The following is a 24,870-nucleotide window of genomic DNA, read 5'->3' on the forward strand; positions in this document are numbered from 1 at the left end:
TATTGTACTTCACGTTCAGTTACGTGTACTTTCTGCTAGTCCAGAAGCTATGTAGGGAAAAGGAAGATGGTTGTGGGGATGTTTTGTTGGGAGGGCTGATATGTACATGAGAGGGATGGGCTTCATCTAAGTGGAAAGGGTGCAGCAGTGTTTGCGGATGAACTCTCAGCAGCAGTAGACAGTGGCATGGGTAGCATAACAAATATTTTTTGGTAGTAAACATTGTTTAAACTAGAAGCACAGGTGGGTTACTTAGTGCCTCAAACAGGACAAGAGGCCACTAGTACACACAAACATTGTTTAAACTAGAAGCACAGGCGGGTTACTTAGAGTGCCTCAAACAGGACAAGAGGCCACTAGTACACACAAACATTGTTTAAACTAGAAGCACAGGTGGGTTACTTGAATTGCCTCAAACAGGACAGAGGCCACTAGTACACACAAACATTGTTTAAACTAGAAGCACAGTGGGTTACCTCTTTCCAGGAGACCACGCAATTACTGACGGAAGCGGCGGTTCGAGGCTCTCCGACTCACTGAACGGACTCAGGAGAACGTCTCATAGTCGGACGGCAATTCCGGCAGGAACTGGCCTCTCTTACCACAATGAGCGTCGTCGCAAGCGTCAGGAAGAACTGGCGGAAGCAGACAGCAAAGTGGAGCTGGTGGCGGAAGATGTCGAGCAGGCCTTCAAGGAGGCCTTGAACGCGCCAGAGGGGAAGTGATCCCTGAAACATAAGGTGTTGAGATCGGCAGATATCCGGGCAGTTGTAGAGCGCATGGGTATTTGCCGATTTTCATAAGCTTTTCTTGACATCCTTATGTGGCGGGCATAGAATGCGCGCTCTTTGACACACCGGCACTCAGTTGGTCTGTCACTATCTGTTGCTCCGTACGGTCCATTACTGGGCAGGTGGAGCAAATGTATTGCCAGAGAAATCGAAGCTTATCGGCGCAAGCTTTTGCCTTGCGGCATTCGGTAGGGTCTTGGCTTCTCTAAATTTTTACGTTAGACAAAATCGCGTCCCTGGAGACGGAATAGATGGCAACGATTAACCAGCTGGTGCGTAAGCCCAGGAAGCGTAAACCTCAAAAGAGCAATGTGCCGGCGCTCGACGCCTGCCCGCAGAGACGAGGCGTATGTACCCGTGTGTACACGACTACGCCGAAAAAGCCGAACTCGGCACTGCGAAAGGTTGCCCGTGTCAGGCTGACAAATGGTTTTGAGGTTACCACCTATATCGGTGGTGAGGGCCATAACCTCCAGGAGCACTCGGTAATTCTGATTCGCGGTGGTCGCGTAAAGGATCTTCCCGGCGTGCGTTATCATGTGGTGCGCGGCAGTCTGGACACCTCGGGTGTCGAGAGTCGCCGTCAAGGTCGTTCCAAGTATGGCGCCAAGCGGCCCAAAAGCTAACAGCGCACAGGATTTGAGATAGAGCTATGCCTAGAAGACGAGTAGCATCCCGCCGGGAAACCCTGCCGGATCCCAAGTTTGGAAGTCAATTGCTTGCCAAGTTCATCAATATGGTGATGGTTGACGGTAAGAAGTCCGTGGCTGAAAAGATTCTTTACGTTGCCTTGGACCAGATGTCACAGAAGCGTAGTGGTGAGCCGTTGGATATGCTTGAAACCGCGCTGGATAATGTTCGGCCGGTTGTTGAGGTTAAGTCCCGTCGAGTGGGTGGTGCGACCTATCAGGTGCCGGTTGAGGTGCGTCCTGTTCGTCGTAACTCCCTGGCGATGCGCTGGTTGATCGAGGCGGCACGCAAGCGGAGTGAGAAGTCGATGGCGCAGCGTCTGGCGGGTGAGCTTCTGGACGCTTCCGAGAATAAAGGGTCGGCTGTGAAGAAGCGCGATGATACCCATCGCATGGCTGAGGCGAACAAGGCTTTCTCCCACTACCGTTGGTAGGTGGCAGGTTATTCGGCTCTTTAGAAACAGCTCTTTGAAATGGCACGCAATACACCAATCGAGCGCTACCGGAATATCGGTATTATGGCGCACATTGATGCTGGCAAGACGACAACCACCGAGCGCGTGCTTTATTACACAGGTGTTTCTCACAAGATCGGAGAGGTTCATGATGGTGCTGCCACCATGGACTGGATGGAACTGGAACAGGAACGCGGCATAACCATTACGTCCGCGGCAACGACCTGCTTCTGGAGCGGTATGGCTAAGCAGTTTGCTGAGCACCGTCTGAATATCATTGATACACCTGGGCATGTTGATTTCACGATTGAAGTCGAGCGTTCCCTGCGAGTGCTGGATGGTGCGGTGTTCGTGCTTTGCGCAGTTGGTGGTGTGGAGCCGCAGTCCGAGACTGTTTGGCGTCAGGCCAACAAGTACCACGTCCCGCGGATGGCGTTCGTCAATAAGATGGATCGCATGGGGGCTGACTTCTTTCGGGTAGTCGAGCAGTTGCAGGAACGTTTGGGCGCCAATGCCGTGCCGGTCCAGGTGCCGGTAGGTGCCGAAGAGGGTTTTCAGGGGATTGTTGATCTCGTCAAGATGAAGTCCGTGGTTTGGTCGGAAGAAAACATGGGTGTTGATTTTGCCTATGAGGATATCCCGGCCAATCTCGTTGATACCTGCAACGAGTGGCGCGAGCACATGGTTGAGGCTGCTGCCGAGGGCAGTGATGAGATTATGGAGAGGTATCTCGAAGAGGGTGACCTCTCCGAGGAAGATATACTGGAAGGGCTGCGTCTGCGCACGCTGAGCCTTGAGATTGTTCCGGTGACCTGCGGATCGGCCTTTAAGAATAAAGGGGTGCAGGCAGTACTGGACAAGGTTGTCGAGTTGATGCCTTCGCCTGTCGATGTACCGGCTATCACCGGAGTTTTGGACGACAAGGATGGTACCGAGGCCGAACGCAAGGCATCCGATGATGCGCCGTTTGCCGCGTTGGCATTCAAGATTGCAACCGACCCCTTTGTGGGTACGTTGACATTCTTCAGAGTCTATTCGGGCATTTTGAAGTCCGGCGATACGGTCATTAATTCGGTAAAGGGCAAGAAGGAGCGAATCGGCCGCATCCTGCAGATGCACTCTAACTCCCGGGAGGAGATCAAGGAGGTGTTTGCAGGCGATATCGCGGCCGCGGTCGGGCTCAAGCAAGTCACTACGGGTGACACACTTTGCGCACTGGATCAGCCTATTACGCTGGAGCGCATGGAGTTCCCGGAGCCGGTTATAGCGGTTGCGGTTGAGCCGAGGACTAAGAGCGATCAGGAAAAGATGGGTGTTGCTCTCTCCAAGCTGGCGCAGGAGGATCCCTCGTTTCGCGTGACGACTGACGAAGAGTCGGGGCAGACGATCATCGCTGGAATGGGCGAGCTGCATCTCGATATCATCGTTGACCGGATGAAACGGGAGTTTCATGTCGAAGCGAATGTAGGTGCGCCGCAGGTGGCCTACCGGGAGACCGTACGGGTCAAGGTCGAACAGGAAGGCAAATTTGTACGTCAATCAGGTGGTCGCGGACAGTATGGTCACGTCTACCTGCGCATCGAGCCACAGGAGTCCGGTGCGGGTTACGAGTTTGTAAATGAGATTGTGGGCGGCGCAGTGCCGCGTGAGTACATCCCCGCAGTGGACAAAGGTGTTCAGGAAGCGATGCAGGGTGGTGTAATTGCCGGCTACCCCATGGTGGATGTGAAGGTCACTCTGTATGACGGTTCATATCATGACGTCGACTCGAATGAGATGGCGTTCAAAGTCGCAGGGTCCATGTGTTTCAAAGAGGGCGCCTCGAAGGCCAGGCCAGTTCTGCTGGAACCGAAGATGAAGGTCGAGGTGGTTACGCCCGAAGAGTACATGGGTGATGTTATGGGTGATCTAAACAGTCGCCGTGGCATTGTGCAGGGGATGGATGATTCACCTGCAGGTAGGCAGATTAAGGCTGAGGTGCCGCTATCCGAGATGTTCGGTTATGCAACAGACCTGCGTTCGGCGACGCAGGGTCGTGCCACCTACAGCATGGAATTCGCCAAGTATTCGGAAGTGCCGGCTAATATTGTCGACGCTATCAACAAGAAACAGTAATCGGGTATAGGGGTAGCTACTGTGTCCAAGGAAAAATTCGAACGCACAAAACCGCACGTCAATGTGGGAACCATTGGTCACGTTGATCACGGCAAGACGACTTTGACGGCTGCGATCACGTTGGTGCAGGCAAAGAAGTTCGGCGGCGAGCAGAAGGCCTTCGATCAGATCGACAATGCTCCGGAAGAGCGTGAGCGTGGTATCACCATCGCCACCTCCCACGTTGAGTATGAGTCTGAAAAGCGTCACTATGCGCACGTTGACTGCCCGGGACATGCTGACTACGTAAAGAATATGATCACCGGTGCGGCGCAGATGGACGGCGCAATCCTGGTGGTATCCGCAGCAGACGGCCCCATGCCTCAGACGCGTGAGCACATCCTGCTCTCCCGTCAGGTAGGTGTGCCCTACATCATCGTCTACATGAACAAAGCGGACATGGTAGACCAGGAAGGCGTTGCCCATCGCACGCACCGGCTCTGAACAGGTGTCCAGGGCCTCGATCAGTTGGCAAATGGTTAGCGTTATCAGATCTATCGTTCCTCCAGCCTTTCCAGCGCGGAACCGATGATCACGGGCGTAGTCGTCGCCGGGGAAGTCGTAGCGTCGAGCAGCTCACGAACCTCCATCTCAACCTTCAGTTCCAGCAGTTTCGTCGTCTGCCATATCCGCTTGTTCATGGGGAATGATGATAGGCATACCTACCTGATGGAGAGTAGAGGTGTCAGCGTCTGAGGCATGGGGCCGTCTGCTGCGGATGCCACACCAGGGATTGCGCCGCTCACTGCGCCGCACCGTGGTGGATCAGCGTGCCTACGTAGTCAGTATGTCCTGCAGTCAACGTGCGCATAGTGACGTTTTTCAGACCATACTAACGTGGGAGGTGTAAGCGATAGAAGGCCACGCTCACGCTCTCTTGAGCATTTGTTTCGATCTGATCGAAGCGCCTTCTGCTCGCCGCCAAACTTTCGCCTGCACCAACGTGATCGCAGCTGTCAAAGTCGTCTTTAAGTCGCATCAATGTAACGTGACCAATGGTTCCCACATTGACGTGTGGTTTTGTGCGTTCGAATTTTTCCTTAGACATTGGTTTTCTCCAGGTCTCTCTAACTATTTCAAAGATAAATCCGCGCGCTTACGCACGCCTTGACAAACTGGAGCCCAGAAGCAGATTTGAACTGCCGACCTCACCCTTACCAAGGGTGTGCTCTACCAACTGAGCTATCTGGGCAAAACTCTCTATTGCCGTCCCACCAAGTGTGCAATATAACTAAACGGCAGCACTGCCGTCGTGGCGACCACCGAGTGAGTGACCCCCAATTTATTTGGAGCGGGTGATGGGAATCGAACCCACGTATTCAGCTTGGAAGGCTGAAGTTCTACCATTGAACTACACCCGCGCAGCCAAGCGACGCTTCGTTCACCAAAACCGCTACAACTTCAAAATCTGGTGGAGGGGGGAGGATGATTCCGGGCATCCTGCCATTCACCCCTCCAGGGCCGGCCTGCGGCCGTTCAAATTCGTTCCCGACTAATTTGTATTTCGGGCATCCTGCCCTTCACCCCTCCAGGGCCGGCCTGCGGCCGTTCAAATTCGTTCCCGACTAATTTGTCGAACCTTTTTCGGTTCTCATCCTCCCCTTCCAGGGTAGGAGCCACCTTTCACGATACAAACCAATCTCCCAGTTGCATCGCAATAACATCTGGTGGAGGGGGGAGGATTCGAACCTCCGAAGGCTGAGCCGTCAGATTTACAGTCTGATCCCTTTGGCCACTCGGGAACCCCTCCAAGCGCGAGCTGGGCATTCTGCCGCCTTGGAAACACAAAGTCAACACAAAGACGAAACAAAATTACCCGACGCAGGGCGCTACGAATTATACACAGACATGGGCCAGCGCTCACTTAAAACCCCTCGATTCATCCAATTCAAACGACCGGACTTGCAGGCAGACCTGATTACCTTTTAACTACCCACAGGGAAAAACCAACAGCCACAGCAGATCCAAATGAAAAATCAGACCTTTGCTGCCTTTGCAGCCACCGCACTACTCATCATAACCGGCTGTACCGGGATGCCGACAGCAGATCCGCAAACCGCCATCACGACCCCACCAAAGACACCGACACCGACACCGACACAAAACCTGCCAGCCTCGATGGATGACCGCAAGCCGGACATTATCTACGACATCCTTGCCGCTGAAGTCGCAGCCCAGCGCGGCCAGCACGGCATTGCCTATGAGCACGCATCCAATGCCGCCCGCACCAGCCGGGCGCCTGCTGCCGCTGAACGCGCGACGAGACTTGCACTGCTTAGCCATCAGACAGATAAAGCGCTGGAGAGCGTAAACTTCTGGATTGAGATCGACCCTGAATCCCTTAAGGCCCATCAAATTGCCGCCATCCTCCATATTCGCGCTAAAAACCAGCAGGCATCGGTCTTGCATTTGAGTAAGATTGCGGAGATTGCCAATCAGTCAGGCCAATCCGGTTATATTCAGGCAGCCGCCATCGCCGAGAAATCCACTAACAAAGACAACGCCCTGCAACTGATGCAGCAGGTCATTCCTCAGGATACGTCTGATCCGGAGGCACTATACGCCCTTGCTCTGAGCGCCAGCCACGCCAAGGAACATGCCGTTGCCGAAGACTATCTTCGCCGTGCCCTTAATATCCAGCCGGACTGGACAAAAGGCCTGTTACTGCTAAGTCGCTCATTGATGGTACAGGAGCGCAAGGATGAGGCTATTGAGGTTCTTGCCAAGGCAGCCCTTCAGTCACCCGAGAACCTTCAACTTCGCATCACATACGCCCGCACGCTGGTGGATCTGCATCGGATTGACGATGCGCACGACGAGTTTAGCAAGCTCTACAAACTGGAAGCCGATAACGCCGATATCGTCTACGCTCTCGGAGTGCTCTCCATTCAGCGCAAAGAACTCAAAGCTGCAAGAGGCTTTTTTCAACACCTGCTGTCGATGGGAAAAATGGGCAGTCAGTCCACCCTGCATCTGGGACAGATCGAAGAGCTCGACAAACATCCACAAAAGGCCTTCGAATGGTATGAAAAGGTCGACGGCAAAGAGCGGGCAGAGGCACGCATCCGCATGGCAGGCATTCTGGTGTCCCTGGACAACCTGAATGGCGCCCGTGAAATATTGCAGCAATTGCGCTCATCCACACCCACAAACGCCCTCAGACTCTTTCTCGTTGAAGCCAATCTTATGCGCGATGCCGGTGAATACAAAATCGCGATGGAGATCTATGACACCGCCTTGCAGAAATTTCCGGACAACATCGATCTGCGTTATGCCCGCGCCCTGAACGGCGCCGATATTGGCCGCATCGACATCCTTGAAGCTGACCTGAAACGCATATTGAAAGACAATCCGGATCACGCCGACTCTCTCAATGCCTTGGGTTATACCCTGGCCGACCAGACCGATCGTCTGCAGGAGGCGCAGGCCTATATCCAGAAGGCTCTCGACCTGAAACCCGGCAATGTTGCCATCCTCGACAGCATGGGCTGGGTCGAGTACCGGCTCGGCAATCTGGAGCAGGCCCTGAAATTTCTGCAACAAGCCGCCGACAAGGAACCGGATGCCGAGATCGCCGCCCACCTTGGTGAGGTTCTCTGGATGATGGGGAGAAAACAGGAGGCCCGTGCGGTTTGGGACGCAGCAATGAAGCGGGACCCAAAGAATCGATATATCGGTCCCACCAGACAGCGACTCTCCGGCAAATGAGCCAGCGCCTTGACTGAAAGCATTGCATGGCCCGCCCCGGCCAAACTGAATCTGATGCTGCGCATCGTTGGACGCCGCCTCGATGGCTACCACGAATTACAGACGGTCTTTCAGTTTCTCGACCGGCGCGACGAACTCCACTTCCAGCCACGCAGTGATGGCCGAATTCTGCTCTCCACACCACTACCCGGCGTACCCTGGGAAACCGACCTCACTGTACGCGCCGCGAACCTGCTGAAACAGTACAAAAAGCCCGCACAGGGCGTTACCATCTCTATCGACAAGCACCTGCCGATGGGCGGCGGCTTGGGCGGCGGCAGTTCCGATGCCGCCACCACACTTGTCGCACTCAACCAAATCTGGGAGACGGGACTGGACCATGCAACGCTGGCAGAACTCGGCTTCACCCTGGGAGCCGACGTACCAATCTTCATCCACGGGCGGGCGGCCTGGGCGGAAGGTATCGGCGAGACACTCACTGATCTGGATCTTCCCCAGCCCTGGTACCTTGTCCTTGCACCCGACTGCCACGTCTCCACCGCAGAAATATTCTCAGCACCTGATTTGACACGCAACTCCCCCCGCATCAAAATACGCGACTTTCTGGAAGGCGACAGGAGAAACGACTGTCTATCCGTGGTGCGTCGGCGCTATAACAAGGTCGCAGCAGCACTCGATTGGCTGGATCAGTTTGCTCCGGCGCAGATGACCGGTACCGGCGCCTGCGTATTTGCCGCATTTTCGGATGCATCAACAGCGCAAGCGGTCCATAATCGCTTACCCGCTGACCTTGTGGGATTTGTGGCGCGCGGGATCAACCTGTCACCGCTGCTGACGCAGATCACATAGCCGGCCGTCGGGTGGTGTATTGCATTATTGGGGTATAGCCAAGCGGTAAGGCAGCGGGTTTTGATCCCGTCACGCCCAGGTTCGAATCCTGGTACCCCAGCCATTTTCCGTTAACCAAGGGGATTCCTCCGTGCCTGCGCCCGCCACTGCCATGACGGTATTTTCCGGCAACTCAAACCCGGAACTTACCCGCGAAATCGTCTCCCATCTCAACATCCCCCTGGGCAAGGCCCAGATTGGTCGTTTCAGTGACGGCGAGGTGATGGCCGAAATACAGGAGAACATCCGCGGTCACGATGTCTTCATCGTTCAGCCCACTTCAGCGCCGACCAACGAAAACCTGATGGAACTGCTGGTGATGATCGACGCCGTACGCCTCTCCTCAGCCAAGCGCATCACCGCCGTCACCCCCTATTTCGGTTATGCGCGTCAGGATCGCCGCCCCCGCTCCGCCCGCGTGCCGATCACCGCACGACTGGCCGCCAAGATGATCGCCACCGCTGGCGCCGACCGGTCTTTGACCATTGATCTGCATGCCGACCAGATTCAAGGCTTCTTCGACATCCCGGTAGATAATGTCTACGCATCACCCATATTACTTGGCGACGTCTGGCGGCAGAAACACCAGGATCTGATGGTGGTCTCTCCGGATGTCGGCGGCGTGGTGCGGGCTCGTGCCCTGGCCAAACGACTCGACGATGCCGACTTGGCAATCATCGACAAACGCAGGCCCCGCCCCAACGAAGCCAAGGTAATGAACATCATTGGGAAGGTTGAGGGTCGCAGCTGTGTACTGATCGACGACCTGGTGGATACAGCCGGTACCCTCTGTCAGGCTGCAAGCGCCCTAAAGGCGCATGGCGCCGCCAAAGTCGTGGCCTACTGCACCCACCCGGTACTCTCCGGCCCCGCAGTTGATAACATCAACAATTCAGTGCTTGATGAGCTGGTGGTCACCAACACCATCCCCCTGTCACCCACAGCTGCAGCTTGCGGAAAGATCCGCCAGCTCAGCATTGCCGAACTGCTGGCGGAGACCATGCGCCGCATCAGCGCAGAGGAATCGGTCAGCTCCCTGTTTATTGATTAAAGAATATCCTGATTACCCCTAAAGCTCAGCCACTGAGGAGCGCTATGAGTGTAACTCTATGAAATATAGCCATTACTTTGTGTTGCTGACTATTGAGCAGAAGAACATGCCGATTTCTTCGTCCTTTTGAATTTGAAAACCAACGTCAAATCAAACAGTTGCTGTCATTGCACCACAATAGCTGAGTCTCAGGGGTAATCAGGAAGAATATTGAGCTAAAGGCTAAAGGCTGGCAAATCGGAAATTTGCCTGAATCTTGTGTCAAGCTTGTAGGCCAGATCAAGCGTAGCGGATCGGGCATCCAGGCTTTGGCAGAGCGGTTTAGGTTGCCGGTTCCACTACGCTTGAACCGGCCTTTAGCCAGTAACTACAGTGTTCGGCTTACCCAGTGGGACGGCCACCTTTTGCCTTTAACCTTTAACCTTTAACCTTTTTTCTGCTAGAATCGCGCGCTCGCCGCAAGTCGGCGCGTTAATACCGGCCTCTGGTCGCAAGAGTCCGGAATCACCCAATCGATTAATTACTTAGGAGATTGACATGTCTGTCAGTTTTGAAATCAATGCTCAATCACGGACTGACGCAGGGAAAGGTGCGAGCCGCCGCCTGCGTCACCAGGGTGCGGTTCCCGGCATCATCTATGGTGCCGATAAAGAGCCGTCCATGATCACCATGGCGCACAATGAACTTGCACATGCCCTCGAAAACGAGGCCTTCTATTCACATATTCTGGACCTGAAACTGGACGGAAAGAGTGAACAGGTCGTTATCAAGGATCTGCAGCGCCATCCGGCCAAGCCGTTCATCATGCATGTTGATTTTCAGCGCGTTAATATGAATGAGAAGCTACGCATGCACGCACCGCTGCACTTCATCAACGAAGATTCCTCGCCCGGCGCGAAGATGGGTGGCAATTTCTCCCACAGCCTCACCGACGTGGAAATCACCTGCCTGCCCAAGGATCTGCCGGAGTTCATCGAGGTAGATATGGCTGACATGGAGATCGGCGACAGCGTTCATCTCTCAGGCCTGCAACTGCCTGACGGCGTTGAACTCACCCACGCTGGCGGGGAAGACTCCCTGGTGGTCATAGTCCACACCGGCCACACTGGTGAGGACGAAGACGAGGAAGGTGGCGAGGAGGAAGAGGCAGTTGGCGAAACTGCTGCACCAGAGTAAGCATTGCACAAGCGGGACAGGCTGCGGCCTGTCCCCATCAGGGGGCTGGGCCGTAGAAAATCCCCTACTGCGGAAAAGCGAAATCTGCCTCAAACTCGCTTTCCCTCGCTACAGGGCTTCCTACGACCCAACCCCCTAGCCCCTCACCGACTTCCCACCCATGCCATCTCAACCCATCAAGCTCATCGTCGGACTCGGCAACCCAGGTAGTGACTATGAAGGAACCCGGCACAACACTGGCTTCTGGTTCGTCGACCTGCTGGCTCAGCGTTATAACACCCCGCTAAAATCCGAATCCCGACACCATGGCATGACCTGCCGAATCAACGTCAACGGCCACGACTGCCGACTCTTAAAACCGACAACCTTCATGAATCGCAGTGGTCAGGCAGTCTCCAGTCTCGCTAACTATTTCAAGATCCAGCCCCAGGAGATCCTGGTCGCCCACGACGAGCTCGACCTGCCCGCGGGCAAGATCCGGCTCAAAACAGGAGGGGGACACGCCGGACACAATGGGCTGCGGGATATCATGAGCGCCATCGGCAACAAAGACTTCCATCGCCTGCGCATCGGCATCGATCACCCCAACGATCGGCGTGAAGTGGTCAACTATGTTCTTGGCCGGCCTTCAAAAGCTGATCGGGAAGCCATCGACGACAGCCTCGACCAAGCGGCCGACTGCCTCACGGACATCCTTAATGGCGAGCTGCAAAAAGCGATGAACCGGCTCCATTCCAGTCGATAAATTCCCTCTAGGCCAATAAACTAGACTTATATTATCAATCTCTTATAATCAAGGGATTGCTGGCAGCTGCGCTGCCTATAAGGTGAAAATCGATGAAAAAATTACTCTCCCGCATCGCGGGGCTCCTGACGCTGGTGATTCTATACCACTCCGCATCTGCCACAGAGAGCGATCCGGAGGCCGTTGCCCTTTTGCAAAAGAGCGAATCCCTGATGCGCTCGAAGGCCACGGAAGTCACCTATCAAGTCGATATCGTTCGCCCGGACTGGAAACGCACCCTGGAATTTCTCAGCCACGATGACTACGAGAACAACCGTTTTCGCATGGAGATTCTCTCGCCACGCAAAACCAGAGGGACCGTGTTTCTGAAAGTCGAGGATAAACTCTCCATGTACCTGCCGAAACTGCGGCGCCAGATCGCCATCTCTCCTGCCATGATGCACGACGCCTGGATGGGTTCCGACTTCAACAATCAGGATCTTCTGGAGGCAGATTCATTGATCAGTGACTACACTCACCTGATTGCACGGCGCGAAGGGAAGGGGCCGGAGGCAATTTTCACCATCGAGTCCTTTCCTAACGAAGACGCCACTGTCTCCTGGCATATGCTCGTACAACGTATTCGTGGCGATGGTATGCCGCTGGAGATCAGGTACATCTGCAAAGACAAGGTTCCCGGGCGCCGCCTGCTGTTTGAAGCCCCCAAAGAGATGGATGGACGGGTTATCCCCACCCGCCTGATAATGGAGCCACTAAAGAAACATGGCAAACATACAACAATCACCATCAAATCCGTCAAGTTCGATGCAGATTTCGATCCTGATCTGTTTGAGCCAATGAAGAAAAAGAAGCCACGGGCGACCACGCAGTAGAAGCCATCACGACACGGAGATTCTGTGATAAAACCGGTCATCTACGCTGTTGCGCTACGCAACCTCCTGGGGCATCTGCGCCGCACCATGCTCACGGTTGGCGCCATTGCGGTAGGGCTCAGCGCATTGATTTTCCTGTGGAGTTTCAACGACGGGTTGCACCGCAACATGCTGCAGAACTTTCAGGACGCAATCATCGGCAGCATCCAGATCCATCACGAAGGCTTTTTTGAACGACCGGAACTCTCCCGCCATCTGAGAAACCCCGACAAGATCATCACGGCTGTTGAACAGGCTGGCGTCAAGCGTTGGAGCAGGCGTCTTGAAGCCTTCGCCCTGGCTGCCTCCGATGAAACCACTGAAGGCGTCATGCTGATCGGCATGGAAGCAGACAGAGAACCTGCCATCACTGATCTTGAAAAACGCATCTCCATCGGGCGTTTCCTGCAGGAAGACGATGCGTACGCCTGCATCCTCGGCGCCACCACCGCCCGCAACCTCAAACTTGATCTCGGCGACCCGGTCGTTATGATCGGTTATGATCGTTTTGGCGCGCTTGTAGCCGAAGAGTTCACACTGGTCGGCATCATCACCAGCGGCGAGATGGGGCTGGATCGAGGCATGGCCCTGACCAATATCAAATCCCTGCAGGAGATGCTCGATATGCCTGGCGGGGTGACGGATATTGTGCTGCGCACCCCGGAAGAGAGGATTCAACAACTGACGGATGAATTGATTCTTGCGCTGTCGGATGAGAGTGTCGAGGTCATGCCCTGGAGCACCATGTTTCCCGTCATGAATGAGTGGATCATACTGCACGACGGCTTTCTCTACCTTTTTCTCGCTGTCGTACTCTTCATCGTTTTAGCTGGCGAACTCAATACGATGCTGCTCTCGATGCTGGAACGCACCCGTGAATTCGGCATCTTTATGGCCATTGGAACCGAGCGCTATGAAATAGGCTTAATGCTTGTATTTGAAGCCTTGTTTATCGGTCTTACCGGTACGCTACTGGGAGTTATCTTCGGCACTGGCATCGTTCTCGTGACCCACTCGACCGGCATCGATCTATCCATCATGCTGGGCTCCACCTCAAGATTTTACGTCGATTCATTGATCTACCCTCATCTCAATCTCGACCATCTGGGCACTACCGTGGGGGCCATCCTGTTCGCCTCTATCATTGCCGGCCTCTATCCCGCCTGGAAGGCCAGTCGCCTGCAACCGGTGGAGGCGATGCGCAATGTCTGACGCGAAGCGCCTCACACTTACAACCTATCTCTCCCTGGCCGTGCGAAATCTGCTTAGAAACCCACGACGCACCGGCATCACACTGGCGACAATGATTTTCGGTATCGCCACGCTGACCCTGCTCAGCGCCCTCAATGATGGCTGGCTGGAGCAGATGAGGGACAACTTTATTCTCAGTTTCACCGGGCATGTACAGATTCATGCCCGCGGATTCGAGTCCTCACAAAACCTCAATGACCGTATCGACGACCCCGGTGAGATAATCCTGCTGGTCCAGGACTCCCCGGAGATCCAAGGCTGGACGCAGCGCATTCGCACCTCCGGGCTGGTCTCGCTTGGAGGCAGCAGTGCCGGCGTCCAGATCATGGCCACCGATCCTGAACAGGAGACTTGGGTAACACATATGCACCGGGGACTTAAACAGGGCCGCTGGCTCAATCCCGGTACTTCTCACGACCTCCTGCTTGGTATCACTGTCGCCCAGAACATTGGCGCTGAGATCGGCGACAGGATCGTGCTCATGGCGCAACGCCCCAACGGCGAGATGGTCTCCGAGATCTTTTTTCTGCGCGGCATTCTCGAGACCGGCGCACCTCAGATTGACCGCACTCTGGCACTGATACCGCTCCATGCCGCACAGGCCTGGTTCGAGATGGGAGAATCCGTCACCGATATTGTCATAAGAGCCAGTAGCCATGAAAACACTGCCAGCCTTCAGCAACGGCTCAATCAGGAACTCAGCGGCGATGATTATGAAATTCTCGCCTGGCAGGATCTCGACCCGATGGTTCGCCAATGGCTGGAATTCAGCGATGCCTACGGCCTTATCATCATACTTGTTGTCGTCGCACTGGTACTCACCGAGATCCTTAATACCATGTTGATCGCCCTGCATGAGCGACAGAAAGAGCTTGGCATAATGATCGCAATCGGCACCCGGAAGTCGCAGATATTTTTTATGCTGCTGATTGAAGCCGTGATGCTGATCCTGCTCGGCGGCGCCTTGGGCTACGGGGTGGGTGGACTGCTTGTCTTGCACCTTTCCGATAGCGGCATTGATCTCTCCTATTTTGCCAATGCCTTCAAGTTCTTCTATATGGATCCTGTCATACTGCCGCTGCTGACCCTAGATTCAGCCACACGGATACTCGGCACCACCTTGGTCGCTGCCCTGCTCGCCGGTCTCTATCCGGCCTGGCGGGCGACAAAAATTGACATCAGCCAATCCCTGCGAACCTTCTGACCATGATTCAGCCAGATAACAGTTCAGCTATCATCACCGTCAAGAAGCTGCATAAATGCTATTGGGTCGGCAGCATGCCTTTCCCTGCGCTCAACGGCGTCAACCTTTCAATCGACAGGGGAGAGTTTGCCGTTCTCGCTGGCCGCTCGGGCTCCGGAAAAAGTACGTTGCTGAACGTCATTGGCGCACTTGAATCTGCCGATAACGGCGAAGTCATCGTCAATGGCGAAAATATTCTCGGCATGAATCACACCGAGCGCACCCTCTTTCGTCTGCACAATATCGGTTTTGTTTTCCAATCATTCAACCTGATCAGAGTGCTAAGTGCCAGGGAGAACATCGCCTATGTCTGCCAACTACAGGGAATGGATAAAAAGGAGAGTGAAGGGATCGCCGACCACTGGCTGAATGAAGTGGATATGGGACATCTCGGTTACCGCAGACCCGATCAGCTCTCCGGCGGCCAGCAGCAGCGAGTCGCCGTAGCCAGGGCATTGGCAACCAATCCAAAGATCGTGCTGGCCGACGAACCCACCGCAAACCTCGACACCAAGACAGGTCAGAAGCTGATGTGCCTGCTGCAACAGCTCAACGATAAATTCGGCACTACTTTTCTGATCTCATCCCATGACCCCGATGTCAAAAATGCTGCCAGCCGTCTCATCAAACTCGCCGATGGTCAGGTGGTGCGCAAGTGGGAGAAGATCCCTCCCACCCCACCGCCAATCAGTAAGGCCTGTCCTATAAAGAATCTGCCCTTGGTCGGTAGGATCCGGCAGTTCCTGCGCAACAAACGCAAAAGACCTCCAAAAACAGACAAACAGGGACCGACGCCACGCCGTTCATAAAATAACGATGGTGCATACACGGAAACATCGAGTAGGGTGAGGCGTCACCGCCTCATCCCTCTCACAGAACCGTACGTACGGACCACGTATACGGCTCCTGTAAACAATTATCTCAGATAACTGAGACAGAAATACCTCCTGTTCAACGGCCTGGATACCCGCAAGCTGAAAAACGTCTATGCCCTGCGCAGCCGCATCGGCGTGGTCTTTCCGCTGCCCGTGGGACTGCCCATGACCATCTACGAAATGGCGCTCGCCCGCCCAGCGGTATCGTCGCGGAGCTGGATGTGATCGTAGAGCGCTGCCTGACCCGCGCTGCCCTCTGGGACGAAGTCAAAGACCGCCTGAATTCCTCGGCAGCCTGCTCTCCGGTGGCCAGCAGCAGCGTCTGACCATCTCCCGCGCCCTCTCCCAGGAGCCGGAAGTGTTGATGCTGGACGAGTTCTCCATCGCCGTGGACCCGGTCACTACCATGCGCATCGAGGATGTATTAAAAGAGCTGAAGTCAGAGATGACCATCATCCTGGTGACCAACCTGGTACAGCAGGCCCGGCGATCAACCTGGCCGATCGCACCGCCTTTTTCCTGGAAGGCCAGTGCGTGGAGATCGGCGAACCGAAGACCTGTTCACCGGAAGGTGGAAAGGATCAGAGGACCCAGGATTACATAGAAGGCAAGTTTGGGTAAATATCCAGGCATGACTTTATTGGGCCCCTCATTCCAGATCTGTTTCGAGAACAAGCTATGAACACCGCCACCGCCGAAGTAATAAACGACTCATCCGCCGAATACGCCATCCATACCAAAAAACTCAATCTCTGGTATGGCACCTTTCAAGCGCTGTTCGACGTCAATCTCAATATCCGCAAGGGTATGATCACTTCCATGATCGGCCCTTCGGGTTGCGGAAAATCCACCTTTCTGCGCAGCGTCAACCGGATCAACGAGCGCTTGGGGTACGTCCGCACCGAGGGCACCATAGAGGTGATGGATCAAAATATCTATGACCCGGGGGTCGAACTGATCCAGGTGCGCAAGCAGATCGGCATGGTCTTCCAGCGCCCGAACCCGCTGCCGATCTCGATCCGGGAAAACATCCTGTTCGGGCACAAGATCCATAATAAAGAGCAAAAGTCTTCCAAGGCCGATGAAGAAGAAATCCTCGAGAGCGCACTGAAGACGGTCCTGCTCTGGGACAAGGTGAAGGATCGCCTGGATGTCAAGGCCACGGGGCTCTCCCTGGAAGAGCAGCAGAAGCTCTGCATCGCCCGCCTGCTGCCAGTGAAACCCAGTGTTTTGCTGATGGATGAACCCTGTTCCGCGCTCGACCCAAAAGGCACTGCCGCTGTGGAAGAGTTGATCTGGGAACTGCGTGGCGAATACACTATCCTCATGGTCACCCACAACATGGCCCAGGCACGGCGTGCGAGTGAAGAGTGCATCTTTATGTTGATGGGGAAAGTGGTCGAACATACGGCAACTCAAGATTTGTTCGTCACGCCAAGTCACAAAGAAACTGCAGACTATATTGAAGGCCGCTACGGCTGATACGACAAAAAGCTATGCCCAGAATATTGATCGTAGAGGACGAAGCGGAAATTCGGGAGATGATTCGCTTCGGACTGGAGGTGGCGAATTACGAGGTGGATGAGGCCGGACATGCCCAGGAGGCCAGGCAGTCGCTCACCCATTCGCTGCCGGATCTGATATTGATGGACTGGATGCTGCCCGGACGCTCCGGTCTGGAACTGACACGTGAACTGAAACAGAAACCGGAAACCCGCGACATCCCCCTCATCATTCTTACTGCCCGCGCCGATGAATCGGACAAGGTGGATGGACTCGAAGCCGGGGCCGACGACTACGTCACCAAGCCTTTCTCCCCCCGTGAACTGATCGCGAGGATTAAGGCGGTACTGCGCCGTTTCAACAAAGGCGGTGATGAAAAGCCGCTGGAAAGCAATGGATTGCGTATCGATCTGGCCAAACACCAGGTTACCGTGCATAACAAACCCCTGGTACTCTCTCCCGCAGAGTATAAACTGCTGCTGTTTTTCATGTCCCATCAGGATCGAGCCTATAGCCGCTCCAGGATTCTTGATCATGTCTGGGACGACCATACCTACGTGGAGGAGCGAACCGTGGATGTCCATATCCGCCGCCTCAGAAAGGCGCTTTCCCCTTCAGGCCATGACGCCATGCTGCAGACCGTGCGGAGTGTGGGTTATCGATTCTCCTCGATGCCCGATTGACCCTAGTATTCTATCAACGAGATAATCGCGTAATTATCACATTGATAGAGCACTACCTCCCTCGGTAAGCACTTGATTCAGCCAATCCTCTACGAAATCCGTCTGCTGGGGCTGCTGCTGCTTTTCAGCGGCATCATCGGCTACTTTTTCAACGTACTGATACCTGCCCTAATCGTTGGAGTCGCCCTCTATCTGCTGAGAAACCTCTATCAATTGCTGTTTCTGTTCCACTACGTCGTCACTCGAAAGCGTACACCTTCTCTCACGCCGATAGGTTTTTGGGAACCGATCTACGATGAATTGGAGCGATTGCATACCCGCAGCCGGAAACGCAAACGCACACTCCATCGCTTCACATCACGCTTTCGAGAGGTCTCATCCGTCATACCGGACGCACTGGTTCTGCTGAATGCTGCTGAAGAGGTTGAATGGGCCAATCCCGCCGCACGCCATCTTCTGGGTATCAGCTGGCCAAGAGATGAAGGCGTGGCACTGACAAAACTTGTCCACTACCCTGACTTGGACGAGTACCTCGCAAACACGGATTACAGTCAGCCGCTGGAGTTTCCCTCTCCCACCAACAAGACGGTTGTGCTGTCGATGCGTTTCACGCCTTTTGGAGGAAAAAAACGCCAGCGACTGATCGTGGCCCGAGATATTACCAAGGTGTTCCATCTCAATCTGATACGGCGGGATTTCGTCTCCAACGTCTCCCATGAATTGCGCACACCTTTGACGGTAATCACCGGCTTCCTAGAAAACCTCAGTGACCATGAACTACTGCCGTTTCAGGAACGTCCTTTCGAACTGATGAACCAACAGGCAGCGCGGATGAACATCATCATCAGCGACCTGCTGACACTCTCCAGGCTGGAGATGGAAAACAGAATTACCCAGCAGGCTCCTGTTGCGGTTCCGGAGCTGTTAACCAAGATTTTTGAACAAGCCAAAGCACTCGCGAATCAGAAGGGGGGGTATCAACTGGAGTTCGATGTGGATGAGAATCTCTGGCTCGTGGGCACCGAAAACGAATTGCAGAGCGCCTTATCAAACCTCGTATTCAATGCCATCGTGCATACTCCACCGAAAACCAAAATCACCATCAGCTGGAAACGGGATGCCGATAATAATGCCTGCTTTAGCGTTACAGACACAGGCCCCGGTATTCCACAACGACACATCCCACGTCTGACTGAACGTTTCTACCGGGTGGACAAAGCGCGTTCCCGCCAGTCAGGGGGAACCGGTCTTGGGTTGGCGATCGTGAAACATAGTATTAATCGACACGAAGGCAACCTTAGCATCACCAGTAAAGAGGGTTTCGGCAGCTGTTTCAGCTGCTGTTTTCCTGATGACATGACCCTGGATGCAAGTCAGCTCAATCCGGCAAAAAAAGAGATAACACCCGTCACCTGACAGCTTCAGGAAAACATCGGTAGAAATTTGCCGTCGTCTGCCTTGCGAGGGAGTCCACCGAAATACCCCGTAGTTCCGCGATGCATTCCGCAACCCTGGCAACATAGAGCGGCTGGTTCGACTTGCCCCGGTGAGGCACCGGCGCAAGGTAGGGAGAGTCGGTCTCGACCAACAGGCGCTCCAGTGGCACCTTCGAAGCGACATCCCGGAGATCCGCTGCATTCCTGAAGGTAATAATGCCGGAGAAGGAGATGTAAAAACCCATCTCCAGGGCCTGTTCGGCCATCTGCAAGTCTTCTGTAAAACAGTGCATCACCCCGCCCGCCTGATCAGCACCCTCTTCCTGCATGATCCGAATGGTATCCGCCTTTGCCGCACGGGTATGGATGATGAGCGGCTTGCCGCATGCCTTGGAAGCCTGGATGTGGTGACGAAAACGGCTCTGCTGCCAGGTCAGATCCCCTTCACTGCGAAAGTAGTCCAGCCCTGTCTCGCCGATGGCCACTACCCGGGAGGTCTGTGCCAGTTTCACCAACTCATCCACCGTGGGCTCATGCCGATCCTTGTCATTTGGATGCACTCCGACCGAGAGGGAGATTTCAGGATAGGGTTCGACCAGCGAGACCATATCCGGCCAGGATTCCAGATCGATGGAGACGCAGAGCAGGTGCTGGACCCCACTATCCAGGGTTGTCTGCACCAGTCGTTTGAAATCGTTGTCGTAGGCCTCCAGATCGACGCGATCCAGATGACAGTGGGAATCCACCAGCATGAAGTTGTTGTCCTTGATAAACCCCCATCACAAACGGATAGGGTATTGAATTGTGGGAGCGGTGCCCCGCAAAGAGATTAAAGCGTATGTGTCGGGCGATCAGACTTGAGCGCCCCTGCAAGGTAGGTCTCTATCTTGTTGCGGGCGGCCCCCCCATCCTGATCGCTGAACTGGACACCGATACCGGCAGCCCGGTTACCTTCTGCGCCAACCGGGGTCACCCAGATGATCTTTCCGGCCACGGGTATGCGTTCCGCCTCTTCCATCAGCGTCAGCAACATGAAGACCTCGTCACCCAGCCCGTATTTCTTCGTGGTGGGAATGAACAGCCCGCCGTTCTTCACGAACTGCATGTAGGCGGCATAGAGGGCGTTTTTGTCCTTGATCGTCAGAGAGAGGATGCCTTGTCTGGGTCCACCAGCCATAATTTAACCTGTTCCCGTTTCAGCGAACCGTTTGCCGCAGGCAGCTGGTCCATTGGATTAGCAGTCTCTCCAGCACAAGCTGGGGATTGAGGTTTGTCTCGTCGAGGTTCCGCGCCTCGTAGACCTGCCTCAAAAACCGCTGCAATAGACTAGAGTTTAGCCGCTCGGCAATGCTCTGCAAAGGCTGAACATTATCCCGGTTGAAAAGCAGTGGCGGCGCTCCACCCGTCTGCAGCCGCAAAATATCGATTACCCAGCCGGAAAGCCAGTCCATAAGCAGTGGGATATCAGACTTCGCCCAGCGCTCAGCCAACTTTACCGGATCGCTTTTTGCCTGCCCCAGCGCGAGGAAATCCCCCAGCATATCCTGCCGTTTTGACAATAGTTCCGTATTATCCAACAGCAGCGCCTGTAGGGGGGCGCCACCAGCCAGAGAGAGCAGCACTTCAGGATCGCCATGAGTGACCCGCCCGCTCAACCACTCGATGGCATCTTTTGTATCGGGTTGCGCGAAGAGAATCTGCTGACAACGGCTGCGAATGGTTGGTAACAATCGGGAAGGACTATCGGTCAACAGTAGCAACACCGTATTGGCGGTCGGCTCCTCCAGCGTTTTTAACAGACTGTTGGCTGCCGCGCTATTCATCCTGTCAGCTGGACGAATAAAAATAACCTTATGGCCACCCGACTGGGCCGTCAGACCTGCACCGGCTGTCAGTGCACGGATAGCATCGATCTTGATCTCACCGCTTTTACTCTCCTGCTCCGGTTCGATCCGCTGAAAATCGGGATGACCGCCGGTCTGCACCAAGTGGCAGTGCCGGCATACACCACAGGGCTCACCCTGTTCATTCGGCGTTTCACAGAGCAATGATTGGGCAAAGGCCAGGGCAAAATTGGATTTACCAACCCCTTTGGCGCCGGCAAACAGAAGTGCATGCGGAAGACGCTGCTGAGTACGGGCGCTCTGTAACTGTTCCCACTGGTTCTGCTGCCAGGGGAGGCGGTTAAAAAGAGTTTCAGCCATCCTCTGCCTCCAGAAAATCTGCCATGACCCGTGCGATCTGAGACTGCACATCTTCAAGGCTTTGGGAGGCATCGATGACCCTGACCCGCTCCGGTTCACGCGTCGCTATCTCCAGATAACCCTGCCTCACCGCCTCAAAAAACCGGTTCTGCTCGCGCTCGAAGCGATCGGGTGCCGAGCGCGCCCCCGCTCTGGCCAATCCAATCTCAACCGGCAGGTCGAGCAGAAGCGTCAGGTCCGGTCGCAGATCCCCCTGTACGAACGCCTCAAGCGCGGCAATACGCTCCCGCCCCAAACCACGGCCAGCACCTGATAGGCATAAGAGGCATCGGTAAAACGATCACACAAAACCCAAAGCCCTTCAGCCAGCGCCGGGAGAATCTTCTGATGGATATGTTCCGCTCTGGCGGCGAACATCAGCAGCAGCTCAGTATCGTCCGCCATGCCGGTGTGTTTGTGGCCCAGCAGCAGTTCCCGAATATCCTCCCCCAGTAACGTGCCGCCGGGTTCACGGGTGAAAAGCACAGTTTTACCCACCGCCTGCAGCACTCCCTGAATAAAAGAGAGGTTGCTGCTCTTAGCCGCGCCTTCACCGCGCAACTACGATCGTCTGCCACTGGTTCCGGTTCATCGTTCAACGATGCTTCAATGCCGCCTTGTTGTGCTCTTTCAACGTGGCGGAAAAGTAGTGACCACCATCCCCGGTGGCGACAAAATAGAGCGATTTTCCCGCCGCCGGATGCAGCGCGGCATGAATCGCTTCGACACTGGGCATGGCAATCGGTGTCGGCGTCAGTCCGGCATGTATGCACATAGGTATTGTAGGGCGTGTCCGTTTTCAGATCGCGACGACGGATATTACCGTCATAGTTATCACCCATCCCGTAGATAACCGTCGGATCGGTCTGCAGACGCATCCTTTACTGGTTGCGGCCATGGTGCTGGGGCCACGCAAGGGGTTCGGCTCAGCCGCGATGACGCCGCACAATATGACCATGACGGTTACCGGCGCCGGGATGCTCTGGGTCGGCTGGTTTGGCTTCAATGGCGGCAGCGCGCTGGCCTCCGACGGGAGTGCCGCGATGGCGATATTGGTGACTCACATCGCCGCTGCTACGGGGGCCATGACCTGGGTGGTTCGGGAGTGGATCAAGTTTGGCAAACCCAGTGCCTTGGGTGCGGTTACCGGTATGGTGGCCGGTCTCGGCACCATTACGCCGGCGTCCGGTTTTGTAGGTCCCGGTGGTGCCTTGATAATTGGTCTGCTGGCGGGGGCTGTCTGTTTCTCGGCGACCAACTATCTCAAACAGGTGTTGAAGATCGATGATTCACTGGATGTTTTTCCGGTGCATGGTGTCGGCGGTATCATGGGTACCTTGCTGGCGGGCGTCTTCTCTGCCACCTCCCTTGGGGTCTTCTCCGGTTATGGTTTCGCTGAGGGTATCGAAACCATGGGGGGGCAGGTCTATGTTCAGTTTATCGGTGTGGTGACAACTATTGTTTTTACCGCAGTGGTGAGCTACATCATTCTCAAGCTGGTGGACAAGCTGGTGGGACTGCGGGTCACAGAAGAGGAAGAGATCGAAGGTCTGGATGTCGCACTGCACGAAGAGCGCGGTTACGACCTCTGACCGGGTTCGGTTAGGTAAAGCGGTAACCCGCCGGGCCTATGGTCCGGCGGTTTTTTGGGGCTCGTTATTGACCTGATGGTCGGCGATAGCTGGCCAGGGCGCTGTCGGTTTCGTGGATTGCCACTTCGACGACGGGAAATCCCCCCCCCGCAACCTGATCAAAGATCAGGCGAGCGATATTTTCGGCAGTGGGATTGTTTTTCATCACATAGACCCTTTCTCCAGCGGCCTGCAGCGTGGGCAGGATCGGATCGTCCTGGTGCATCAGCATGTTGTGGTCGAGTTCGCTGTCGACCCACCGCTTGACGAAACCCCCGATATCGCTGAAGTCGCAGACCATGCCCAGTTCGTCCAGTTTACTGCTCTCTAGACGAATCACCGCAGTGGCGTTGTGGCCATGTAGATAACGGCACTTGCCTTTGTGGTTGAGCAGGCGGTGCCCGTAGCAGAAATGGATCTCTTTGGTGACGGTGTACATGTCAGCGGTATCTTGATCTGAAAGAGGCTGGAGTATAAGGCCTGATTTATCTGCCCGCCACTGTGGACACCTGGAAACCGTTAAAGAAAATCGGGAATTCAGCGCTATATTTAAAGGGGCTAGGGGGTTTTCTGAGCCCCTGTAATCCTGGCCGATAACATTTGGGAGAGATAGCATGAGTTCGGACCACCATTTTTTGATGATCGCGGATGAGGCGGTCGACCATCTGGACCGCTTACTGAAGCGCTATCCGCACCTTGCTTCTGACCATGTGCAGAGTGCGGTGGACAACTGGCAAAAAAGAGGGAGTGGTGGGATCGAGATGGTCATGCCTGGGGCAGAAGCCGATCCCGATGAGGCTCTGGCGGAATCGGCAATCGCGCTCATCCAGGACCACATGGTAGAGGATGTCATGGACAGACTTGCTGAAGAGAACGATGTTGAAATGGACTACGATCGGCTGATTGGTCTTGTGGGCAAGGATCGTTATATCGGCTCTTTGCGCCAGGAAATCATTGAGTTGAGAGCAAATTCTGTTTCGATGGAACAGATGGCTGAGTTGTGGAACAGCATGGGAAAACCTGCCCTTGGTCAGGAGCAGTGGACAGCCAGAACCATCTCGCTACTGCTGGGATGATTTGATTTGCCCGATTGTTCAGCAACAGGACTCTACCCATCTCCATCCAGGCGCCGCCCCTCCGCATTGGTGTAAATCAGATTGGATAATGGCTGAGCAAAACGTTACAGCGTAGCTTTTGGTCATTACAATAGCTGGGATATCAACGATTATTCATCCACCACGAAAGCCCGGAGTGGAACCTCAACCAATATGGAATCCCAAATAATTACCCGCTGGTCAGATTTTGATCAGCTCAAGGAAGACTGGGGTGCGCTGTTGAAAAACTCCTGGGCGGACACGGTTTTTCTTACCTGGGACTGGATCCAGGCCTGGCGGGAGGCGATCCATGAGGCGGTGGAACCCTTTGTCGTTGTGGTGA

At 54.8% G+C, this 24,870-nt stretch carries 26 protein-coding genes, 4 tRNA genes and 3 pseudogenes; 22 read left to right on the forward strand and 11 right to left on the reverse strand.

What is annotated here, in order from left to right; all coding sequences use genetic code 11:
* The first annotated feature begins 467 nt into the window (after positions 1 to 467).
* From G9Q73_RS13010 to G9Q73_RS13030, 5 genes are all read left to right on the forward strand, one after another.
* Positions 468 to 725, forward strand: coding sequence for a hypothetical protein (locus tag G9Q73_RS13010; RefSeq protein WP_177420159.1), 258 nt, complete (start codon positions 468 to 470; stop codon positions 723 to 725).
* 317 nt (positions 726 to 1,042) lie between these two features.
* A complete protein-coding gene (gene rpsL, locus G9Q73_RS13015; protein ID WP_177420160.1) occupies positions 1,043 to 1,417 on the forward strand; it encodes a 30S ribosomal protein S12 in 375 nt (124 codons plus the stop codon).
* Between the two features lie 26 nt (positions 1,418 to 1,443).
* Positions 1,444 to 1,914, forward strand: a complete 471-nt coding sequence (rpsG, locus tag G9Q73_RS13020; protein WP_177420161.1) for a 30S ribosomal protein S7 — start codon at positions 1,444 to 1,446, stop codon at positions 1,912 to 1,914.
* A gap of 39 nt (positions 1,915 to 1,953) precedes the next feature.
* Entirely contained in the window at positions 1,954 to 4,050 is a 2,097-nt protein-coding gene (gene fusA, locus G9Q73_RS13025; protein WP_177420162.1) for an elongation factor G, read from the forward strand.
* 21 nt (positions 4,051 to 4,071) lie between these two features.
* Positions 4,072 to 4,533: a GTP-binding protein gene (locus tag G9Q73_RS13030; RefSeq protein WP_369408893.1), complete on the forward strand. Its 462-nt coding sequence runs from the start codon at positions 4,072 to 4,074 to the stop codon at positions 4,531 to 4,533.
* Positions 4,534 to 4,583: 50 nt separating this feature from the next.
* Here G9Q73_RS13030 and G9Q73_RS13035 read toward each other — a convergent pair whose 3' ends face one another.
* From G9Q73_RS13035 to G9Q73_RS13055, 5 genes are all read right to left on the reverse strand, one after another.
* Positions 4,584 to 4,730 carry a hypothetical protein gene (locus G9Q73_RS13035; RefSeq protein WP_177420163.1) on the reverse strand — a complete coding sequence of 49 codons (147 nt, stop codon included), beginning with the start codon at positions 4,728 to 4,730 and terminating at the stop codon, positions 4,584 to 4,586.
* A 191-nt stretch (positions 4,731 to 4,921) separates the two neighbouring features.
* Positions 4,922 to 5,137: a hypothetical protein gene (locus G9Q73_RS13040; protein WP_177420164.1), complete on the reverse strand. Its 216-nt coding sequence runs from the start codon at positions 5,135 to 5,137 to the stop codon at positions 4,922 to 4,924.
* Between the two features lie 68 nt (positions 5,138 to 5,205).
* A tRNA-Thr gene (locus G9Q73_RS13045) sits at positions 5,206 to 5,281 on the reverse strand.
* A 95-nt stretch (positions 5,282 to 5,376) separates the two neighbouring features.
* Positions 5,377 to 5,450 (reverse strand) — tRNA-Gly (locus G9Q73_RS13050).
* A 304-nt stretch (positions 5,451 to 5,754) separates the two neighbouring features.
* Positions 5,755 to 5,839 (reverse strand) — tRNA-Tyr (locus tag G9Q73_RS13055).
* A 218-nt stretch (positions 5,840 to 6,057) separates the two neighbouring features.
* Between G9Q73_RS13055 and G9Q73_RS13060 the strand changes: the two genes are divergently transcribed.
* The 15 genes and pseudogenes from G9Q73_RS13060 to phoR all read left to right on the forward strand — a co-directional run bounded on the left by G9Q73_RS13060 (position 6,058) and on the right by phoR (position 19,539).
* The gene (locus G9Q73_RS13060) at positions 6,058 to 7,797 is read left to right on the forward strand and encodes a tetratricopeptide repeat protein (RefSeq protein ID WP_177420165.1); all 1,740 of its coding nucleotides are present in this window, start codon (positions 6,058 to 6,060) and stop codon (positions 7,795 to 7,797) included.
* Positions 7,798 to 7,806: 9 nt separating this feature from the next.
* Complete coding sequence (gene ispE / locus G9Q73_RS13065) at positions 7,807 to 8,646, forward strand: 4-(cytidine 5'-diphospho)-2-C-methyl-D-erythritol kinase (RefSeq protein ID WP_177420166.1); 840 nt, start codon at positions 7,807 to 7,809, stop codon at positions 8,644 to 8,646.
* A gap of 28 nt (positions 8,647 to 8,674) precedes the next feature.
* Positions 8,675 to 8,749 (forward strand) — tRNA-Gln (locus tag G9Q73_RS13070).
* A gap of 48 nt (positions 8,750 to 8,797) precedes the next feature.
* Positions 8,798 to 9,736, forward strand: a complete 939-nt coding sequence (locus G9Q73_RS13075; RefSeq protein ID WP_177421441.1) for a ribose-phosphate diphosphokinase — start codon at positions 8,798 to 8,800, stop codon at positions 9,734 to 9,736.
* A gap of 537 nt (positions 9,737 to 10,273) precedes the next feature.
* A complete protein-coding gene (locus G9Q73_RS13080) occupies positions 10,274 to 10,912 on the forward strand; it encodes a 50S ribosomal protein L25/general stress protein Ctc (RefSeq protein WP_177420167.1) in 639 nt (212 codons plus the stop codon).
* A 160-nt stretch (positions 10,913 to 11,072) separates the two neighbouring features.
* Positions 11,073 to 11,657, forward strand: coding sequence for an aminoacyl-tRNA hydrolase (pth, locus tag G9Q73_RS13085; protein ID WP_177420168.1), 585 nt, complete (start codon positions 11,073 to 11,075; stop codon positions 11,655 to 11,657).
* Between the two features lie 92 nt (positions 11,658 to 11,749).
* Positions 11,750 to 12,529 carry an outer membrane lipoprotein-sorting protein gene (locus G9Q73_RS13090; RefSeq protein WP_177420169.1) on the forward strand — a complete coding sequence of 260 codons (780 nt, stop codon included), beginning with the start codon at positions 11,750 to 11,752 and terminating at the stop codon, positions 12,527 to 12,529.
* 24 nt (positions 12,530 to 12,553) lie between these two features.
* Positions 12,554 to 13,780, forward strand: coding sequence for an ABC transporter permease (locus G9Q73_RS13095; protein WP_369408894.1), 1,227 nt, complete (start codon positions 12,554 to 12,556; stop codon positions 13,778 to 13,780).
* Positions 13,773 to 15,023 (forward strand): ABC transporter permease, encoded by a 1,251-nt coding sequence (locus G9Q73_RS13100; protein WP_177420170.1) that lies wholly within the window; start codon positions 13,773 to 13,775, stop codon positions 15,021 to 15,023. Before G9Q73_RS13095 ends, G9Q73_RS13100 begins: the two co-directional genes overlap by 8 nt.
* A gap of 2 nt (positions 15,024 to 15,025) precedes the next feature.
* Positions 15,026 to 15,871 carry an ABC transporter ATP-binding protein gene (locus tag G9Q73_RS13105; protein WP_218649959.1) on the forward strand — a complete coding sequence of 282 codons (846 nt, stop codon included), beginning with the start codon at positions 15,026 to 15,028 and terminating at the stop codon, positions 15,869 to 15,871.
* Between the two features lie 361 nt (positions 15,872 to 16,232).
* A pseudogene (locus G9Q73_RS20535) lies at positions 16,233 to 16,301 on the forward strand (hypothetical protein); the annotation flags it as partial.
* Positions 16,302 to 16,541: a hypothetical protein gene (locus tag G9Q73_RS19705; RefSeq protein ID WP_246345248.1), complete on the forward strand. Its 240-nt coding sequence runs from the start codon at positions 16,302 to 16,304 to the stop codon at positions 16,539 to 16,541.
* A 74-nt stretch (positions 16,542 to 16,615) separates the two neighbouring features.
* Positions 16,616 to 17,419 (forward strand): phosphate ABC transporter ATP-binding protein, encoded by an 804-nt coding sequence (locus G9Q73_RS13115; protein WP_177420171.1) that lies wholly within the window; start codon positions 16,616 to 16,618, stop codon positions 17,417 to 17,419.
* Positions 17,420 to 17,433: 14 nt separating this feature from the next.
* On the forward strand, positions 17,434 to 18,123 hold the full coding sequence (gene phoB / locus G9Q73_RS13120; RefSeq protein ID WP_177420172.1) for a phosphate regulon transcriptional regulator PhoB: 690 nt from the start codon (positions 17,434 to 17,436) through the stop codon (positions 18,121 to 18,123).
* Positions 18,124 to 18,195: 72 nt separating this feature from the next.
* Positions 18,196 to 19,539 (forward strand): phosphate regulon sensor histidine kinase PhoR, encoded by a 1,344-nt coding sequence (phoR, locus tag G9Q73_RS13125; RefSeq protein ID WP_177420173.1) that lies wholly within the window; start codon positions 18,196 to 18,198, stop codon positions 19,537 to 19,539.
* Here the strand turns inward: phoR and G9Q73_RS13130 are convergent.
* From G9Q73_RS13130 to mltG, 5 genes and pseudogenes are all read right to left on the reverse strand, one after another.
* Positions 19,532 to 20,311 (reverse strand): TatD family hydrolase, encoded by a 780-nt coding sequence (locus tag G9Q73_RS13130; RefSeq protein WP_177420174.1) that lies wholly within the window; start codon positions 20,309 to 20,311, stop codon positions 19,532 to 19,534. The genes phoR and G9Q73_RS13130 overlap by 8 nt on opposite strands.
* 77 nt (positions 20,312 to 20,388) lie before the next feature.
* A complete protein-coding gene (locus tag G9Q73_RS13135) occupies positions 20,389 to 20,736 on the reverse strand; it encodes a PilZ domain-containing protein (protein ID WP_177420175.1) in 348 nt (115 codons plus the stop codon).
* A gap of 19 nt (positions 20,737 to 20,755) precedes the next feature.
* Positions 20,756 to 21,763, reverse strand: a complete 1,008-nt coding sequence (locus G9Q73_RS13140) for a DNA polymerase III subunit delta' (RefSeq protein ID WP_177420176.1) — start codon at positions 21,761 to 21,763, stop codon at positions 20,756 to 20,758.
* Positions 21,756 to 22,363, reverse strand: a pseudogene (gene tmk / locus G9Q73_RS13145) (dTMP kinase). Before tmk ends, G9Q73_RS13140 begins: the two are co-directional and overlap by 8 nt.
* A 34-nt stretch (positions 22,364 to 22,397) precedes the next feature.
* Positions 22,398 to 22,680, reverse strand: a pseudogene (gene mltG, locus G9Q73_RS13150) (endolytic transglycosylase MltG); the annotation flags it as partial.
* 18 nt (positions 22,681 to 22,698) lie between these two features.
* On the opposite strand from mltG, the gene G9Q73_RS13155 reads away from it, so the two are divergent.
* Complete coding sequence (locus G9Q73_RS13155) at positions 22,699 to 23,394, forward strand: ammonium transporter (protein ID WP_304956600.1); 696 nt, start codon at positions 22,699 to 22,701, stop codon at positions 23,392 to 23,394.
* Positions 23,395 to 23,458: 64 nt separating this feature from the next.
* Here G9Q73_RS13155 and G9Q73_RS13160 read toward each other — a convergent pair whose 3' ends face one another.
* Positions 23,459 to 23,872 carry a 6-pyruvoyl trahydropterin synthase family protein gene (locus G9Q73_RS13160; RefSeq protein WP_177420177.1) on the reverse strand — a complete coding sequence of 138 codons (414 nt, stop codon included), beginning with the start codon at positions 23,870 to 23,872 and terminating at the stop codon, positions 23,459 to 23,461.
* A 175-nt stretch (positions 23,873 to 24,047) separates the two neighbouring features.
* Between G9Q73_RS13160 and G9Q73_RS13165 the strand changes: the two genes are divergently transcribed.
* Positions 24,048 to 24,509 (forward strand): hypothetical protein, encoded by a 462-nt coding sequence (locus tag G9Q73_RS13165; protein ID WP_177420178.1) that lies wholly within the window; start codon positions 24,048 to 24,050, stop codon positions 24,507 to 24,509.
* The last annotated feature ends 361 nt before the right edge of the window (positions 24,510 to 24,870 follow it).

The organism is endosymbiont of Lamellibrachia barhami (assembly GCF_011947365.2).
In the GTDB taxonomy this organism is placed as follows: Bacteria; Pseudomonadota; Gammaproteobacteria; order Chromatiales; family Chromatiaceae; genus QGON01.